This window comes from Lelliottia nimipressuralis (genome assembly GCF_004115925.1).
Taxonomy (GTDB): Bacteria; Pseudomonadota; Gammaproteobacteria; order Enterobacterales; family Enterobacteriaceae; genus Enterobacter; species Enterobacter nimipressuralis.
The window spans coordinates 104,074-119,208 of record NZ_SDDX01000013.1 but is presented as its reverse complement, the minus strand read 5'-3'; the positions used below and the strand labels follow the sequence as shown (position 1 = coordinate 119,208).

Below are 15,135 nucleotides of genomic sequence, written 5' to 3'. Positions count from 1 at the left end.
AACACGCGACGCATGAGAGCAGCGGCGAAAACGCAAAAACCGAAACGTCAGGAAGAACAGGCCAACTTTGTGAGTTGGCGTTTTGCGTTGCTTTGTGGCTGTATTTTACTGGCGCTGGTGTTCCTGCTGGGCCGTGCGGCGTGGTTGCAAATTATTGCACCGGACATGCTGGTGCGTCAGGGCGACATGCGCTCCCTGCGCGTGCAGGAGGTCTCCACTTCTCGCGGGCTGATCACTGACCGTTCTGGTCGCCCGCTGGCGGTGAGTGTGCCGGTGAAAGCGATCTGGGCCGATCCGAAAGAACTGCATGACGCCGGGGGGGTGACCCTCGATAACCGCTGGAAGGCGCTGGCCGATGCGTTGAAAATGCCGCTCGATCAGATGGCGGCCCGCGTTAACGCAAACCCGAAAGGGCGCTTTATCTATCTGGCGCGTCAGGTAAACCCTGATATGGCCGATTACATCAAGAAACTGAAACTGCCGGGCATCCATCTGCGCGAAGAATCGCGCCGTTATTACCCGTCGGGAGAAGTGACCGCTCACCTCATTGGCTTCACCAACGTTGATAGCCAGGGGATCGAAGGGGTCGAAAAGAGCTTTGATAAATGGCTAACGGGTCAGCCGGGTGAGCGCGTGGTGCGTAAAGACCGCTATGGCCGCGTGATTGAGGATATCTCCTCAACCGACAGTCAGGCCGCGCACAACCTGGCCCTGAGTATCGATGAACGCCTGCAGGCGCTGGTTTACCGCGAGCTGAACAACGCCGTGGCGTTCAACAAAGCCGAATCCGGCAGCGCCGTGCTGGTGGATGTCAGCACCGGTGAAGTGCTGGCGATGGCCAACAGCCCGTCCTATAACCCAAATAACCTGACGGGGACGCAAAAAGATGTGATGCGTAACCGTACCATCACTGACGTCTTCGAGCCCGGTTCGACCGTCAAACCGATGGTGGTGATGACTGCGCTTCAGCGTGGCATCGTCAACGAAAATACCGTTCTGAATACGATCCCTTACCGAATTAACGGTCACGAAATCAAAGACGTGGCGCGTTACAGCGAATTGACCCTGACCGGGGTTTTGCAGAAGTCGAGTAACGTCGGTGTTTCAAAGCTGGCGTTAGCGATGCCGTCCTCAGCGTTAGTAGAGACTTACTCACGTTTTGGGCTAGGAAAGGCGACCAATTTGGGGTTGGTCGGAGAACGCAGTGGCTTATATCCTCAAAAACAACGGTGGTCTGACATAGAGAGGGCCACCTTCTCTTTCGGCTACGGGCTAATGGTAACGCCGTTACAGTTAGCGCGAGTCTACGCAACGATTGGCAGCTACGGGGTCTATCGCCCGCTGTCGATTACCAAAGTTGATCCACCGGTTCCCGGCGAGCGTATCTTCCCGGAAGCTACCGTGCGTACCGTCGTGCACATGATGGAGAGCGTCGCCTTGCCGGGCGGCGGTGGCGTAAAAGCCGCCATCAAGGGCTATCGCATCGCGATTAAAACCGGTACCGCGAAAAAAGTGGGGCCGGACGGCCGCTACATCAACAAATACATTGCTTACACCGCAGGCGTCGCGCCTGCCAGCAATCCGCGTTTTGCGCTGGTGGTCGTCATTAACGATCCACAGGCGGGTAAATACTACGGCGGCGCCGTCTCCGCGCCAGTGTTCGGTGCCATCATGGGCGGTGTGTTACGCACCATGAACATCGAGCCTGATGCGCTGGCCACGGGCGATAAAAATGAATTTGTAACTAATCAAGGCGAGGGAACAGGTGGCAGATCGTAATTTGCGCGACCTTCTTGCTCCGTGGGTGCAAACGCTGCCCGCGCGAGAACTGCGGGAGATGGTACTCGACAGCCGTATGGCTGCGTCGGGCGATCTTTTTGTAGCAGTAGTCGGTCATCAGGCGGACGGGCGTCGGTATATCCCGCAGGCGATAGCGCAAGGTGTAGCTGCCATTATTGCTGAGGCAAAAGATGAGGCAACCGACGGCGAAGTCCGTGAAATGCACGGCGTACCGGTCATCTATCTCAGCCAGTTAAACGAGCGTCTCTCGGCCCTTGCGGGACGTTTTTATGATGAGCCGTCCGATCGGTTGCGTCTGGTTGGCGTCACGGGCACCAACGGTAAAACCACCACCACGCAGCTGATGGCGCAGTGGGCCGAGCTGCTGGGTGAAACCAGTGCAGTAATGGGCACCGTTGGCAACGGTCTGTTGGGCAAAGTAAACCCGACGGAAAACACCACCGGCTCTGCGGTAGACGTGCAGCATGTACTTGCCGGTCTGGCAGGGCAGGGCGCGACCTTCGCTGCGATGGAAGTCTCTTCTCACGGTCTGGTCCAGCACCGCGTGGCCGCCCTGAAATTTGCGGCATCGGTCTTTACCAACCTGAGCCGCGATCACCTTGATTATCACGGCGACATGGAAAGCTACGAAGCTGCGAAATGGCTGCTTTATTCCACGCACCACTGCGGTCAGGCGATTGTTAACGCTGACGATGAAGTGGGCCGCCGCTGGCTGGCTAAGCTGCCGGATGCGGTTGCTGTGTCGATGGAAGACCACATTAATCCGAACTGTCATGGCCGCTGGCTGAAAGCGACGGACGTGAAGTATCACGATAGCGGCGCAACGATTCGCTTTGACTCCACCTGGGGCGAAGGCGAAATCGAAAGCCGCCTGATGGGCGCCTTTAACGTCAGCAATCTGCTGCTGGCGCTGGCGACGTTGCTGGCGCTGGGTTATCCGCTGGCCGAACTGCTGAAAACCGCCGCGCGTCTGCAACCCGTTTGTGGCCGCATGGAAGTGTTTAGCGCACCGGGCAAACCAACGGTTGTCGTCGATTACGCTCACACCCCGGATGCGCTGGAAAAAGCGCTGCAGGCGGCCCGTCTGCACTGCACCGGTAAACTGTGGTGCGTGTTTGGCTGTGGCGGGGATCGAGACAAAGGTAAGCGTCCACTGATGGGGGCGATTGCCGAGCAGTTCGCGGATATTCCGGTGGTGACAGATGACAACCCGCGTACCGAAGAGCCGCGCGCGATTATCAACGATATTCTCGCGGGTATGCTCGATGCCGGGCGTGCACGTGTGATGGAAGGCCGTGCTGAAGCGGTGACGAATACCATCATGCAGGCTAAAGAGAACGACGTTGTGCTGCTGGCCGGTAAAGGCCACGAAGATTACCAGATCGTCGGCGCACGTCGCCTGGATTACTCGGATCGCGTCACAGCGGCACGCCTGCTGGGAGTGGTGGCATGATTAGCTCAACGCTAAGCCAGGCTGCTTCTTTACTCAAGGGCGAGCTGCTGGGCCAGGATCTGACTATTGATGCCGTAACTACCGACACCCGCAAAATCACTGCGGGCTGTCTGTTTGTGGCGCTGAAAGGCGAGCGCTTCGACGCCCATGATTTTGCCGATCAGGCGAAAGAAAACGGGGCCGGCGCGCTGCTGGTTAGCCGTAAGCTGGATATCGACCTGCCGCAGATTGTGGTGAAAGACACCCGTCTGGCGTTTGGCGAGCTGGCGGCTTGGGTGCGTCAGCAGGTTCCGGCACGTGTTGTGGCACTGACCGGCTCTTCCGGTAAAACCTCCGTAAAAGAGATGACGGCGGCCATTCTGAGCCAGTGCGGCAACACGCTCTATACCGCAGGCAATTTGAACAATGATATCGGCGTACCGATGACGCTCCTGCGTCTGACGAAAGAATACGATTACGCCGTGATTGAATTAGGCGCCAACCACCAGGGCGAAATTGCCTGGACCGTCGGCCTGACGCGTCCTGAAGCGGCGTTAGTGAATAACCTCGCCGCCGCACATCTTGAAGGCTTTGGCTCGCTGGAAGGCGTGGCAAAAGCCAAAGGTGAGATCTACACCGGTCTGCCGAAAGACGGCATCGCCATTATGAATGCCGATAACAACGACTGGCTGAACTGGAAAAGCGTGATTGGTTCTCGCAAAACCTGGCGTTTCTCGCCAAATGCGGCCAACAGCGATTTCACCGCGACCAACATCCACGTGACCTCTCACGGGACCGAATTTACGCTGCAGACCCCGACGGGTGGCGTGGACGTTTTACTGCCACTGCCGGGACGCCACAACATCGCTAACGCACTGGCGGCTGCCGCGCTGTCGATGGCGGTGGGTGCCACGCATGAGGCGATCAAAGCCGGTCTTGCGAATTTGAAAGCGGTGCCGGGGCGTCTGTTCCCGGTTCAGCTCGCAGAAAACAAACTGCTGCTGGATGACTCCTACAACGCTAACGTCGGTTCCATGACTGCCGCTGTGCAGGTGTTGGCAGAAATGCCCGGCTACCGCGTGATGGTGGTGGGCGACATGGCTGAGCTTGGTGTTGAGAGCGAAGCCTGTCACATCCAGGTCGGTGAAGCGGCAAAAGCGTCTGGCATCGATCGGGTGTTGAGCGCCGGGACGCTGAGCCAGGCAATTAGCCAGGCGAGCGGTGTCGGTGAGCATTTCGCAGAAAAAACAGCGCTGATTGAGCGCCTTAAAACGCTTGTTAAAGAACACCAAATTGTGACGGTTTTAGTGAAAGGTTCACGTAGTGCCGCCATGGAAGAGGTCGTGCACGCATTACAGGAGAACGGAACATGTTAGTTTGGCTGGCCGAACATTTGGTCAAATATTATTCAGGCTTTAACGTCTTTTCCTATCTGACGTTTCGCGCCATCGTCAGCCTGCTGACCGCGCTGTTCATCTCTTTGTGGATGGGCCCGCGCATGATCGCCCGTCTGCAAAAACTCTCCTTTGGCCAGGTCGTGCGTAACGACGGTCCGGAATCACACTTCAGCAAACGCGGCACGCCGACTATGGGGGGGATCATGATCCTCACCGCCATTGTCGTTTCTGTTCTGCTGTGGGCTTACCCGTCAAACCCTTACGTCTGGTGCGTGCTGACCGTTCTTATCGGCTACGGCATTATCGGTTTTGTCGATGACTATCGCAAAGTGGTGCGCAAAGACACCAAGGGCCTGATTGCCCGCTGGAAATATTTCTGGATGTCGGTCATTGCCCTCGGCGTGGCATTTGCGCTCTATCTGGCAGGGAAAGACACGCCGGCGACCGAGCTGGTGGTGCCGTTCTTCAAAGATGTGATGCCGCAGCTGGGCCTGTTCTACATCCTGCTGGCCTACTTCGTGATTGTCGGAACGGGTAACGCCGTTAACCTGACCGACGGTCTCGATGGCCTGGCGATTATGCCAACCGTGTTTGTCGCCGGTGGTTTTGCGCTGGTGGCATGGGCGAGCGGTAACATGAACTTTGCCAGCTACCTGCACATTCCTTATCTGCGCCACGCCGGTGAGCTGGTGATTGTCTGCACGGCAATTGTCGGCGCGGGCCTCGGTTTCTTATGGTTCAACACCTATCCGGCGCAGGTCTTTATGGGCGACGTCGGTTCGCTGGCCCTGGGCGGCGCGCTCGGCATTATCGCCGTACTGCTGCGTCAGGAGTTCCTGCTGGTGATTATGGGCGGCGTGTTTGTGGTTGAAACCCTTTCGGTAATTTTGCAGGTCGGCTCCTTCAAGCTGCGCGGTCAGCGCATCTTCCGCATGGCGCCGATTCACCACCACTATGAACTGAAAGGCTGGCCGGAACCGCGCGTGATTGTGCGCTTCTGGATTATTTCGCTGATGCTGGTCCTGATTGGCCTGGCCACGCTGAAGGTACGTTAATCATGGCAGATTACCAGGGTAAAAAAGTCGTTATCATCGGGTTAGGCCTTACGGGCCTTTCCTGCGTGGACTTTTTCCTCGGGCGCGGCGTTACGCCGCGTGTGATGGATACGCGTGTTTCTCCGCCTGGTCTGGACAAGCTGCCAGAACAGGTTGAACGCCACCTTGGTGGTCTGAATGATACCTGGCTGCTCGATGCCGATCTGATTGTCGCCAGCCCTGGTATGGCGCTGGCGCATCCGTCATTAAGCGCGGCAGCGGATGCGGGCGTTGAAATTGTCGGTGATATCGAACTGTTTTGTCGTGAAGCCCAGGCGCCGATTGTGGCGATTACCGGCTCTAACGGCAAAAGTACGGTTACGACGCTGGTCGGCGATATGGCGAAAGCGGCGGGCGTTAACGTCGGCGTCGGCGGCAATATTGGCCTGCCTGCGCTGATGCTGCTCGATCCGGCTCGCGAGCTGTATGTGCTTGAACTTTCCAGCTTCCAGCTGGAAACCACTTCTAGTCTGCAGGCCGTGGCAGCCACGATCCTGAACGTGACTGAAGATCATATGGATCGCTATCCGTTTGGCCTGCAACAGTACCGCGCGGCCAAACTGCGCGTCTATGAAAATGCGAAAGTCTGTGTGGTGAACGCAGACGATGCGCTGACCATGCCGGTGCGTGGTGCGGACGAACGTTGCATCAGCTTTGGCGTGAATATGGGTGACTATCACCTGAATCACCAGCAGGGCGAAACCTGGCTTCGTGTGAAGGGCGAAAAAGTGTTGAACGTGAAAGAGATGACTCTTTCCGGGCAGCACAACTACACCAACGCGCTCGCGGCGCTGGCGCTGGCTGATGCCGCAGGTTTACCGCGTGCCTCCAGCCTCAAAGCGCTGACAACCTTTACCGGTCTGGCGCACCGCTTCCAGCTGGCGCTGGAGCACAACGGCGTGCGCTGGATTAACGACTCAAAAGCAACCAACGTCGGCAGCACCGAAGCTGCACTGAAAGGATTACGCGTCGATGGCACGCTGTATCTGTTGCTGGGCGGCGATGGAAAATCGGCGGATTTCTCGTCCCTGAAACCGTATCTGATGAGCGATAACATCCGCCTGTACTGCTTTGGCCGTGACGGCGCTGAGCTGGCGGAGCTGCGCCCGGAAATTGCTGAACAAACTGAAACGATGGAACAGGCTATCCGCCTCATCGCGCCTCAGGTTAAACCGGGAGATATGGTGCTGCTCTCTCCGGCATGTGCCAGCCTCGACCAGTTTAAGAATTTCGAACAGCGTGGTGATCTGTTTACCCGCCTCGCGAGGGAGTTAGGCTGATGCGTTTATCTCTCCCTCGCCTGAGAATGCCGCGCATGCCGGGGTCCCGAATCCTGGGCTGGCTGTTTGCGGCGCTGAAAGGCTGGGTGATGGGCTCGCGGACGAAAGATTCCGACAGCCTGGTCATGTACGACCGTGCGCTCCTGTGGTTCACGCTGGGTCTGGCGGCCGTCGGTTTTATCATGGTGACCTCGGCTTCAATGCCCGTTGGGCAGCGTCTGGCGAACGATCCTTTCCTGTTCGCCAAGCGTGACGGTTTGTACATCATCCTAGCATTCTGCCTGGCGCTGATTACGCTGCGTCTGCCAATGGAGTTCTGGCAGCGCCACAGTACCGCGATGCTGATCGCCTCCATTATTATGCTGTTGATCGTGCTGGTGGTGGGTAGCTCCGTTAACGGTGCATCGCGCTGGATCGCCTTTGGCCCGCTGCGTATTCAGCCTGCGGAATTCACCAAACTGTCGCTATTTTGCTATCTCGCTAACTACCTTGTGCGCAAGGTTGATGAAGTGCGAAATAACCTGCGCGGCTTCTTAAAACCGATGGGTGTGATTCTGGTGCTGGCAGTGCTTCTGCTGGCGCAGCCGGACCTCGGTACGGTGGTGGTACTGTTCGTCACCACGCTGGCGATGCTGTTCCTGGCGGGTGCCAAGCTGTGGCAGTTCATCGCGATTATCGGCATGGGCATCTCGGCCGTGGTCCTGCTGATCCTCGCCGAGCCGTATCGTATCCGCCGTGTGACCTCTTTCTGGAACCCCTGGGAAGATCCGTTCGGCAGCGGTTATCAGCTCACTCAGTCTCTGATGGCCTTTGGTCGCGGTGAAGTGTGGGGCCAGGGTTTAGGCAATTCAGTTCAAAAACTGGAGTATCTGCCCGAGGCGCATACGGACTTCATCTTCTCCATTATTGGGGAAGAACTGGGTTATATCGGTGTGGTACTGGCACTTTTAATGGTATTCTTCGTCGCTTTCCGTGCTATGTCGATTGGCCGAAAAGCGCTGGAAATCGATCACCGCTTCTCAGGTTTCCTGGCCTGCTCAATTGGTATCTGGTTTAGCTTCCAGGCATTGGTCAACGTTGGCGCCGCAGCAGGTATGCTGCCGACGAAGGGCCTGACGTTGCCGTTGATCAGTTACGGTGGTTCGAGTCTGTTGATTATGTCGACGGCGATTATGTTCTTGTTACGCATAGATTATGAGACGCGTCTGGAAAAAGCGCAGGCGTTTACACGAGGTTCACGATGAATCAACCGAAGCGGTTAATGGTGATGGCAGGCGGTACCGGCGGACATGTTTTCCCGGGGCTTGCGGTTGCGCACCATTTAATGGATCAAGGCTGGCAAGTACGCTGGCTGGGAACCGCCGATCGCATGGAAGCCGATCTGGTGCCGAAGCACGGTATCGAGATCGACTTTATTCGGATTTCAGGCTTACGTGGCAAAGGCATCAAAGCGCAGCTACTGGCTCCGGTGCGTATCTTCAATGCCTGGCGTCAGGCGCGCGCAATCATGAAGCGCTTTAAGCCTGATGCGGTGCTGGGGATGGGCGGGTATGTTTCCGGTCCGGGTGGACTGGCGGCCTGGTCGCTCGGGATCCCGGTTGTGCTCCATGAGCAGAACGGTATCGCCGGGCTGACCAACAAATGGCTGGCAAAAATTGCCACCAAAGTGATGCAGGCTTTCCCGGGAGCGTTTCCTGACGCAGACGTAGTGGGTAATCCGGTGCGCGTGGATGTGCTGGCGCTCCCGTTGCCGCAGGAACGCCTGATCGGGCGCGAAGGCCCGGTGCGGGTGCTGGTTGTCGGCGGCTCTCAGGGCGCGCGGATTTTGAACCAGACCCTGCCTCAGGTGGCGGCGAAACTGGGCGATAGCGTGACGATCTGGCATCAGAGCGGAAAAGGTGCGCAGCAAATGGTCGAACAGGCCTATGCAGAAGCCGGTCAGTCTCAGCATAAAGTTACTGAATTTATTGATGATATGGCAGCGGCCTATGCCTGGGCCGATGTCGTGGTGTGCCGTTCTGGCGCACTGACGGTGAGTGAAATCGCCGCAGCAGGATTGCCAGCAGTGTTTGTGCCTTTTCAGCACAAAGATCGCCAGCAGTACTGGAATGCGTTACCGCTTGAGAAAGCGGGTGCCGCAAAGATTTTTGAACAGCCACAGTTTACCGCAGACGCCGTCGCTACCACCCTCGCGGGCTGGAACAGAGCGACTCTGCTGGAGATGGCCGAACGCGCACGCGCGACGGCTATTCCGGATGCGACCGAGCGGGTGGCAAATGAAGTGAGCCTGGCAGCAAAGGCTTAACCCTTGCAGCGCGTTTTGCGTTGCACGAATTTTTAGAAGTATCGATGGCGGTTAGAGAATGAATACACAACAACTGGCGAAACTGCGTTCAATCGTGCCCGAGATGCGTCGCGTCCGGCACATCCACTTCGTTGGCATCGGCGGCGCAGGTATGGGCGGTATTGCCGAAGTTTTAGCGAACGAAGGTTACCAGATCAGCGGTTCCGATCTGGCGCCGAACCCTGTTACGCAACAGTTGGCGTCGCTTGGGGCGACCATCTATTTCAACCATCGTCCTGAAAACGTACTCGATGCGAGTGTTGTTGTGGTCTCCAGCGCGATCTCCTCTGATAACCCGGAGATTGTTGCCGCGCACGAAGCGCGTATCCCGGTGATTCGCCGCGCAGAGATGCTGGCTGAGCTGATGCGTTTTCGTCACGGTATTGCCGTTGCGGGTACCCACGGTAAAACGACGACCACGGCGATGGTCTCCAGCATTTATGCAGAAGCCGGTCTTGATCCGACCTTCGTCAACGGTGGTCTGGTAAAAGCGGCGGGCGTTCACGCGCGTCTGGGCCATAGCCGTTATCTGATTGCTGAAGCGGATGAGAGCGATGCGTCGTTCCTGCATCTGCAGCCGATGGTGGCGATTGTCACCAACATCGAAGCCGACCACATGGATACCTACCAGGGCGACTTCGAAAATTTAAAGCAGACGTTTATTAATTTCCTGCACAATTTGCCGTTTTATGGTCGTGCGGTGATGTGTGTGGACGATCCGGTGATTCGTGAATTGCTGCCGCGCGTGGGTCGTCAGATTACGACTTACGGTTTCAGTGAAGATGCGGACGTGCGGGTGGAAGATTACACGCAAATCGGTGCGCAGGGGCATTTCACCCTGGCGCGTCAGGACAAACCGCTGCTGCGCGTCACCCTGAATGCACCGGGACGCCACAACGCGCTCAATGCTGCGGCTGCGGTGGCTGTTGCCACTGAAGAGGGCATTGAGGACGATGCGATTTTACATGCGCTGGAAGGTTTCCAGGGCACAGGGCGTCGTTTCGACTTCCTCGGTGAATTCCCGCTGGAGCCGGTAAACGGCAAAGCAGGTACCGCGATGCTGGTGGATGACTATGGTCACCATCCGACAGAAGTGGATGCAACCATTAAAGCGGCACGTGCGGGCTGGCCGGACAAAAATCTGGTGATGATTTTCCAGCCACACCGCTACACACGTACGCGCGATCTTTATGACGACTTCGCAAACGTGCTGTCGCAGGTGGATACGCTGCTGATGCTGGATGTTTATTCAGCGGGTGAAACTCCGATTCCGGGCGCGGACAGCCGTTCTTTGTGTCGTACGATACGCGGACGCGGTAAGGTAGACCCGATTCTGGTTTCCGATCCGGCTCAGGCGGCTGAAATTCTGGCGCCAGTGCTGACCGGCAACGATTTGATTCTGATTCAGGGCGCGGGAAATATCGGCAAAATCGCGCGTAACTTAGCGCAAATCAAACTGACGCCGCAAACCTCAGAGGATGAACGCAATGGCTGATAAGATTGCGGTCCTCTTTGGCGGAACCTCTGCTGAGCGTGACGTCTCGCTGAACTCCGGCGCCGCCGTGCTGGCGGGTCTGCGTGAGGGGGGAGTCAACGCCCACCCGGTAGATCCTAAAGAGACGGACATCACTCGTCTCAAGGAGATGGGGTTTCATAAAGTCTTTATCGCTTTACACGGTCGTGGCGGTGAAGACGGTACGCTGCAAGGGCTATTGGATTTAATCGGTTTGCCTTACACCGGCAGTGGTGTGATGGCCTCCGCCATTTCCATGGACAAATTACGCAGTAAATTACTGTGGCAGGGCGCGGGTTTACCCGTTGCGCCATGGGTTGCGCTGACGCGCCGCGAGTTTGAAGCGGGCGTTGACGAGAGCGTCAATGCGCGCATTGCGCAGTTGGGTTTGCCGGTTATTGTCAAACCCAGCCGTGAAGGCTCAAGCGTCGGTATGTCCAAAGTTGATCAAGCTGGTGATTTAAACCAGGCGTTAGCACTGGCTTTTCAACATGATGAAGAAGTTCTGATTGAAAAATGGCTCAGCGGTCCGGAATTTACCGTGGCGATGCTCGGCGAAGAAATTTTGCCGTCAATTCGTATCCAACCCGCTGGAACCTTCTATGATTATGAAGCGAAGTATCTCTCTGATGAGACGCAATATTTCTGCCCAAGTGGTCTGGAAGCAGAACGTGAAGCAGATTTACAGGACCTGGTGCTTAAAGCCTGGACTGTTTTGGGTTGCCGTGGCTGGGGACGCATCGATGTGATGCAGGACAGCGACGGAGAATTTTACCTGCTGGAAGCGAATACCTCTCCGGGTATGACCAGCCACAGCCTGGTGCCGATGGCGGCGCGTCAGGCGGGCATGAGCTTCTCGCAGTTAGTCGTACGTATTCTGGACCAGGCGGGCTGATATGTCGCAGGCTGCACTAAACACGCGCAACCGCGAAGAAGAGGAAGAATATTCCTCTTCAGGACGGAGTAATGGAACGCGTCTTGCAGGGATCTTGTTCCTGCTCGGTGTGCTGTGTACCGTGTTTATCAGCGGCTGGATGGTGTTGGGCTGGATGGAAGATGCACAACGGTTACCGCTGTCAAAACTGGTGGTTACCGGCGAGCGTCACTACACGCGTAACGATGATATCCGTCAGTCGATCCTTGCGCTGGGATCGCCTGGCACTTTCATGACCCAGGACGTCAACATTATCCAGAGCCAGATTGAACGTCTGCCATGGATAAAACAGGCGAGCGTCAGAAAGCAATGGCCAGATGAATTGAAGATTCATCTGGTTGAATATGTGCCCATTGCGCGTTGGAATGATCAGCATATGGTCGACGTAGACGGAAATTCGTTCAGCGTCCCGGCAGATCGTGTCAGCAAGCAAAGTTTACCGATGTTGTCTGGCCCGGAAGGCAGTGAAAACGAAGTGCTACAAGGTTTTCGCGAGATGGGGCAGGTGCTGGCTAAGGACAGATTTGCGTTAAAAGATGCGTCAATGACGGCTCGCCGCTCCTGGCAGCTGACGTTGACGAATGGGATTAAGCTCAATCTTGGTCGCGGCGACACGATGAAGCGTTTGGCGCGTTTTGTAGAACTGTACCCCGTTTTACAGCAGCAGGCGCAGACCGACGGCAAACGGATAAGCTACGTTGATTTGCGCTATGACTCAGGCGCAGCAGTCGGTTGGGTACCGGCTCCGGTTGAGGAACCTAATCAGCAACAGAATCAGGCACAGGTACAGGCAGAACAACAATGATCAAGGCGACGGACAGAAAACTGGTAGTTGGACTGGAGATTGGCACCGCTAAGGTTGCCGCTTTAGTAGGGGAAGTTCTGCCCGACGGTATGGTCAATATCATTGGTGTGGGCAGTTGCCCGTCCCGTGGTATGGATAAAGGTGGGGTAAACGACCTCGAGTCGGTGGTGAAATGCGTACAGCGCGCCATCGATCAGGCAGAATTAATGGCAGATTGCCAGATTTCCTCCGTCTATCTGGCCCTCTCTGGTAAGCACATTAGCTGCCAGAACGAAATCGGGATGGTGCCGATTTCCGAAGAGGAAGTGACGCAGGAAGACGTTGAAAACGTAGTGCACACGGCTAAATCCGTGCGCGTGCGCGATGAACACCGCGTGCTGCACGTGATTCCGCAGGAATATGCGATCGACTACCAGGAAGGTATCAAAAATCCGGTCGGTCTTTCCGGGGTGCGTATGCAGGCAAAAGTGCACTTGATCACATGTCACAACGACATGGCGAAAAACATCGTCAAAGCCGTTGAACGTTGTGGCCTGAAAGTTGACCAACTTATTTTTGCAGGACTGGCAGCAAGTTACTCGGTTCTGACAGAAGACGAACGTGAATTGGGCGTCTGTGTGGTTGATATCGGTGGTGGTACAATGGATATGGCCGTGTATACGGGCGGTGCATTGCGTCACACTAAAGTCATCCCTTATGCCGGGAATGTCGTGACCAGCGATATCGCTTACGCCTTTGGTACGCCTCCGAGCGATGCAGAGGCGATTAAAGTGCGCCATGGTTGTGCATTAGGCTCCATCGTCGGCAAAGATGAGAGCGTTGAAGTGCCAAGCGTGGGCGGTCGTCCGCCGCGCAGTCTGCAGCGTCAGACGCTGGCAGAGGTGATTGAGCCGCGTTATACCGAGCTGCTCAACCTCGTCAACGAAGAGATTTTACAGTTACAAGAACAGCTTCGTCAGCAGGGTGTGAAACACCATCTCGCGGCGGGGATTGTATTAACCGGTGGTGCAGCGCAAATTGAAGGTCTTGCCGCCTGTGCCCAGCGAGTGTTCCATACGCAAGTCCGTATTGGTGCGCCGCTGAATATTACCGGGTTAACGGATTACGCTCAGGAGCCGTATTATTCAACGGCCGTGGGCCTGCTGCACTACGGGAAAGAGTCCCATTTGAGTGGTGAAGCAGAAGTGGAAAAACGAACGTCGGTCGGTTCCTGGGTCAAACGACTCAATTCCTGGCTGAGAAAAGAATTTTAATTTTTAAAGAGACCGGAGAGAATTAGCGGTCTCAGGCGACAGGCACATACGCAAAAGCACTCTTTTGCCCAGGCAGGCTTGAGTGATGAAGCGTAAAAACGGAGAGAAACCATGTTTGAACCAATGGAATTAACCAACGACGCGGTGATTAAAGTCATCGGCGTCGGTGGCGGCGGCGGTAACGCTGTCGAGCATATGGTGCGCGAACGCATCGAAGGTGTTGAATTCTTTGCAGTTAACACCGATGCTCAGGCACTGCGAAAGACAGCTGTAGGCCAGACTATTCAGATCGGTGGTGGTATCACTAAAGGTCTGGGCGCTGGGGCTAACCCAGAAGTCGGTCGTAACGCGGCTGAAGAAGACCGTGAAGCACTGCGTGCTGCACTCGATGGCGCCGACATGGTGTTTATCGCAGCGGGCATGGGCGGTGGTACCGGTACGGGTGCTGCACCGGTCGTTGCTGAAGTGGCAAAAGATCTGGGTATCCTGACCGTTGCTGTCGTGACGAAGCCTTTCAACTTTGAAGGCAAGAAGCGTATGGCATTCGCGGAGCAGGGTATCACTGAGCTGTCCAAACACGTGGACTCTCTGATTACCATCCCGAACGACAAACTGCTGAAAGTGCTGGGTCGCGGTATCTCCCTGCTGGACGCTTTTGGCGCAGCAAACGACGTGCTGAAAGGCGCGGTTCAGGGTATCGCTGAGCTGATTACTCGTCCGGGTCTGATGAACGTCGACTTCGCCGACGTCCGCACCGTGATGTCCGAAATGGGCTATGCGATGATGGGCTCTGGCGTGGCAAGCGGTGAAGACCGTGCGGAAGAAGCGGCTGAAATGGCGATCTCTTCTCCACTGTTGGAAGACATCGATCTGTCCGGTGCGCGCGGCGTACTGGTTAACATTACCGCTGGCTTCGATCTGCGTCTGGATGAGTTCGAAACCGTGGGTAACACCATTCGTGCATTCGCGTCTGATAACGCCACCGTGGTTATCGGTACTTCCCTTGATCCGGAAATGAATGATGAGCTGCGTGTGACCGTTGTTGCCACTGGTATCGGCATGGACAAACGTCCAGAGATCACCCTGGTCACCAACAAACAGACCCAGCAACCGGTAATGGATCGCTACCAGCAGCACGGCATGGCGCCGCTGACGCAGGAGCAAAAACCAGCTGCGAAAGTGGTGAATGACAATACGCCACAAACTGCGAAAGAACCGGATTATCTGGATATCCCAGCGTTCCTGCGTAAGCAAGCTGACTAAGAATTGGCTGGAATTTGGGG

12 protein-coding genes are annotated in these 15,135 nt (G+C 56.2%); all 12 read left to right on the top strand.

Annotation, left to right across the window (positions count from 1 at the left end; translation table 11 throughout):
• Positions 1-12: 12 nt before the first annotated feature.
• Entirely contained in the window at positions 13-1,779 is a 1,767-nt protein-coding gene (locus tag ETG88_RS11400) for a peptidoglycan glycosyltransferase FtsI (RefSeq protein ID WP_100777628.1), read from the top strand.
• On the top strand, positions 1,766-3,253 hold the full coding sequence (gene murE / locus ETG88_RS11395) for a UDP-N-acetylmuramoyl-L-alanyl-D-glutamate--2,6-diaminopimelate ligase (protein ID WP_129035426.1): 1,488 nt from the start codon (positions 1,766-1,768) through the stop codon (positions 3,251-3,253). The genes ETG88_RS11400 and murE overlap by 14 nt, the downstream gene beginning before the upstream one ends.
• The gene (murF, locus tag ETG88_RS11390; RefSeq protein ID WP_129035425.1) at positions 3,250-4,608 is read left to right on the top strand and encodes a UDP-N-acetylmuramoyl-tripeptide--D-alanyl-D-alanine ligase; all 1,359 of its coding nucleotides are present in this window, start codon (positions 3,250-3,252) and stop codon (positions 4,606-4,608) included. The genes murE and murF overlap by 4 nt, the downstream gene beginning before the upstream one ends.
• The gene (gene mraY, locus ETG88_RS11385; protein WP_095280770.1) at positions 4,602-5,684 is read left to right on the top strand and encodes a phospho-N-acetylmuramoyl-pentapeptide-transferase; all 1,083 of its coding nucleotides are present in this window, start codon (positions 4,602-4,604) and stop codon (positions 5,682-5,684) included. The genes murF and mraY overlap by 7 nt, the downstream gene beginning before the upstream one ends.
• A 2-nt stretch (positions 5,685-5,686) precedes the next feature.
• Positions 5,687-7,003: a UDP-N-acetylmuramoyl-L-alanine--D-glutamate ligase gene (murD, locus tag ETG88_RS11380; protein WP_100777625.1), complete on the top strand. Its 1,317-nt coding sequence runs from the start codon at positions 5,687-5,689 to the stop codon at positions 7,001-7,003.
• Entirely contained in the window at positions 7,003-8,247 is a 1,245-nt protein-coding gene (gene ftsW / locus ETG88_RS11375; RefSeq protein ID WP_102104595.1) for a cell division protein FtsW, read from the top strand. Before murD ends, ftsW begins: the two co-directional genes overlap by 1 nt.
• Positions 8,244-9,308, top strand: a complete 1,065-nt coding sequence (gene murG / locus ETG88_RS11370) for an undecaprenyldiphospho-muramoylpentapeptide beta-N-acetylglucosaminyltransferase (protein WP_129035424.1) — start codon at positions 8,244-8,246, stop codon at positions 9,306-9,308. The genes ftsW and murG overlap by 4 nt, the downstream gene beginning before the upstream one ends.
• Before the next feature lie 58 nt (positions 9,309-9,366).
• Positions 9,367-10,842, top strand: coding sequence for a UDP-N-acetylmuramate--L-alanine ligase (gene murC / locus ETG88_RS11365; protein WP_129035423.1), 1,476 nt, complete (start codon positions 9,367-9,369; stop codon positions 10,840-10,842).
• A complete protein-coding gene (locus ETG88_RS11360; protein WP_129035422.1) occupies positions 10,835-11,755 on the top strand; it encodes a D-alanine--D-alanine ligase in 921 nt (306 codons plus the stop codon). The genes murC and ETG88_RS11360 overlap by 8 nt, the downstream gene beginning before the upstream one ends.
• A 1-nt stretch (position 11,756) precedes the next feature.
• The gene (ftsQ, locus tag ETG88_RS11355; protein ID WP_100777620.1) at positions 11,757-12,599 is read left to right on the top strand and encodes a cell division protein FtsQ; all 843 of its coding nucleotides are present in this window, start codon (positions 11,757-11,759) and stop codon (positions 12,597-12,599) included.
• Positions 12,596-13,852, top strand: a complete 1,257-nt coding sequence (ftsA, locus tag ETG88_RS11350; RefSeq protein ID WP_095280777.1) for a cell division protein FtsA — start codon at positions 12,596-12,598, stop codon at positions 13,850-13,852. The genes ftsQ and ftsA overlap by 4 nt, the downstream gene beginning before the upstream one ends.
• Positions 13,853-13,963: 111 nt before the next feature.
• A complete protein-coding gene (ftsZ, locus tag ETG88_RS11345; RefSeq protein ID WP_006173842.1) occupies positions 13,964-15,115 on the top strand; it encodes a cell division protein FtsZ in 1,152 nt (383 codons plus the stop codon).
• The last annotated feature ends 20 nt before the right edge of the window (positions 15,116-15,135 follow it).

What these genes read in the sequence shown, in the direction of transcription:
- ETG88_RS11400 (WP_100777628.1), top strand. Translation starts at nt 13, where the DNA reads ATGAGAGCAGCGGCGAAAACGCAAAAACCGAAACGTCAGGAAGAACAG.
- murF (WP_129035425.1), top strand. Translation starts at nt 3,250, where the DNA reads ATGATTAGCTCAACGCTAAGCCAGGCTGCTTCTTTACTCAAGGGCGAG.
- mraY (WP_095280770.1), top strand. Translation starts at nt 4,602, where the DNA reads ATGTTAGTTTGGCTGGCCGAACATTTGGTCAAATATTATTCAGGCTTT.
- murD (WP_100777625.1), top strand. Translation starts at nt 5,687, where the DNA reads ATGGCAGATTACCAGGGTAAAAAAGTCGTTATCATCGGGTTAGGCCTT.
- ftsW (WP_102104595.1), top strand. Translation starts at nt 7,003, where the DNA reads ATGCGTTTATCTCTCCCTCGCCTGAGAATGCCGCGCATGCCGGGGTCC.
- murG (WP_129035424.1), top strand. Translation starts at nt 8,244, where the DNA reads ATGAATCAACCGAAGCGGTTAATGGTGATGGCAGGCGGTACCGGCGGA.
- murC (WP_129035423.1), top strand. Translation starts at nt 9,367, where the DNA reads ATGAATACACAACAACTGGCGAAACTGCGTTCAATCGTGCCCGAGATG.
- ETG88_RS11360 (WP_129035422.1), top strand. Translation starts at nt 10,835, where the DNA reads ATGGCTGATAAGATTGCGGTCCTCTTTGGCGGAACCTCTGCTGAGCGT.
- ftsQ (WP_100777620.1), top strand. Translation starts at nt 11,757, where the DNA reads ATGTCGCAGGCTGCACTAAACACGCGCAACCGCGAAGAAGAGGAAGAA.
- ftsA (WP_095280777.1), top strand. Translation starts at nt 12,596, where the DNA reads ATGATCAAGGCGACGGACAGAAAACTGGTAGTTGGACTGGAGATTGGC.
- ftsZ (WP_006173842.1), top strand. Translation starts at nt 13,964, where the DNA reads ATGTTTGAACCAATGGAATTAACCAACGACGCGGTGATTAAAGTCATC.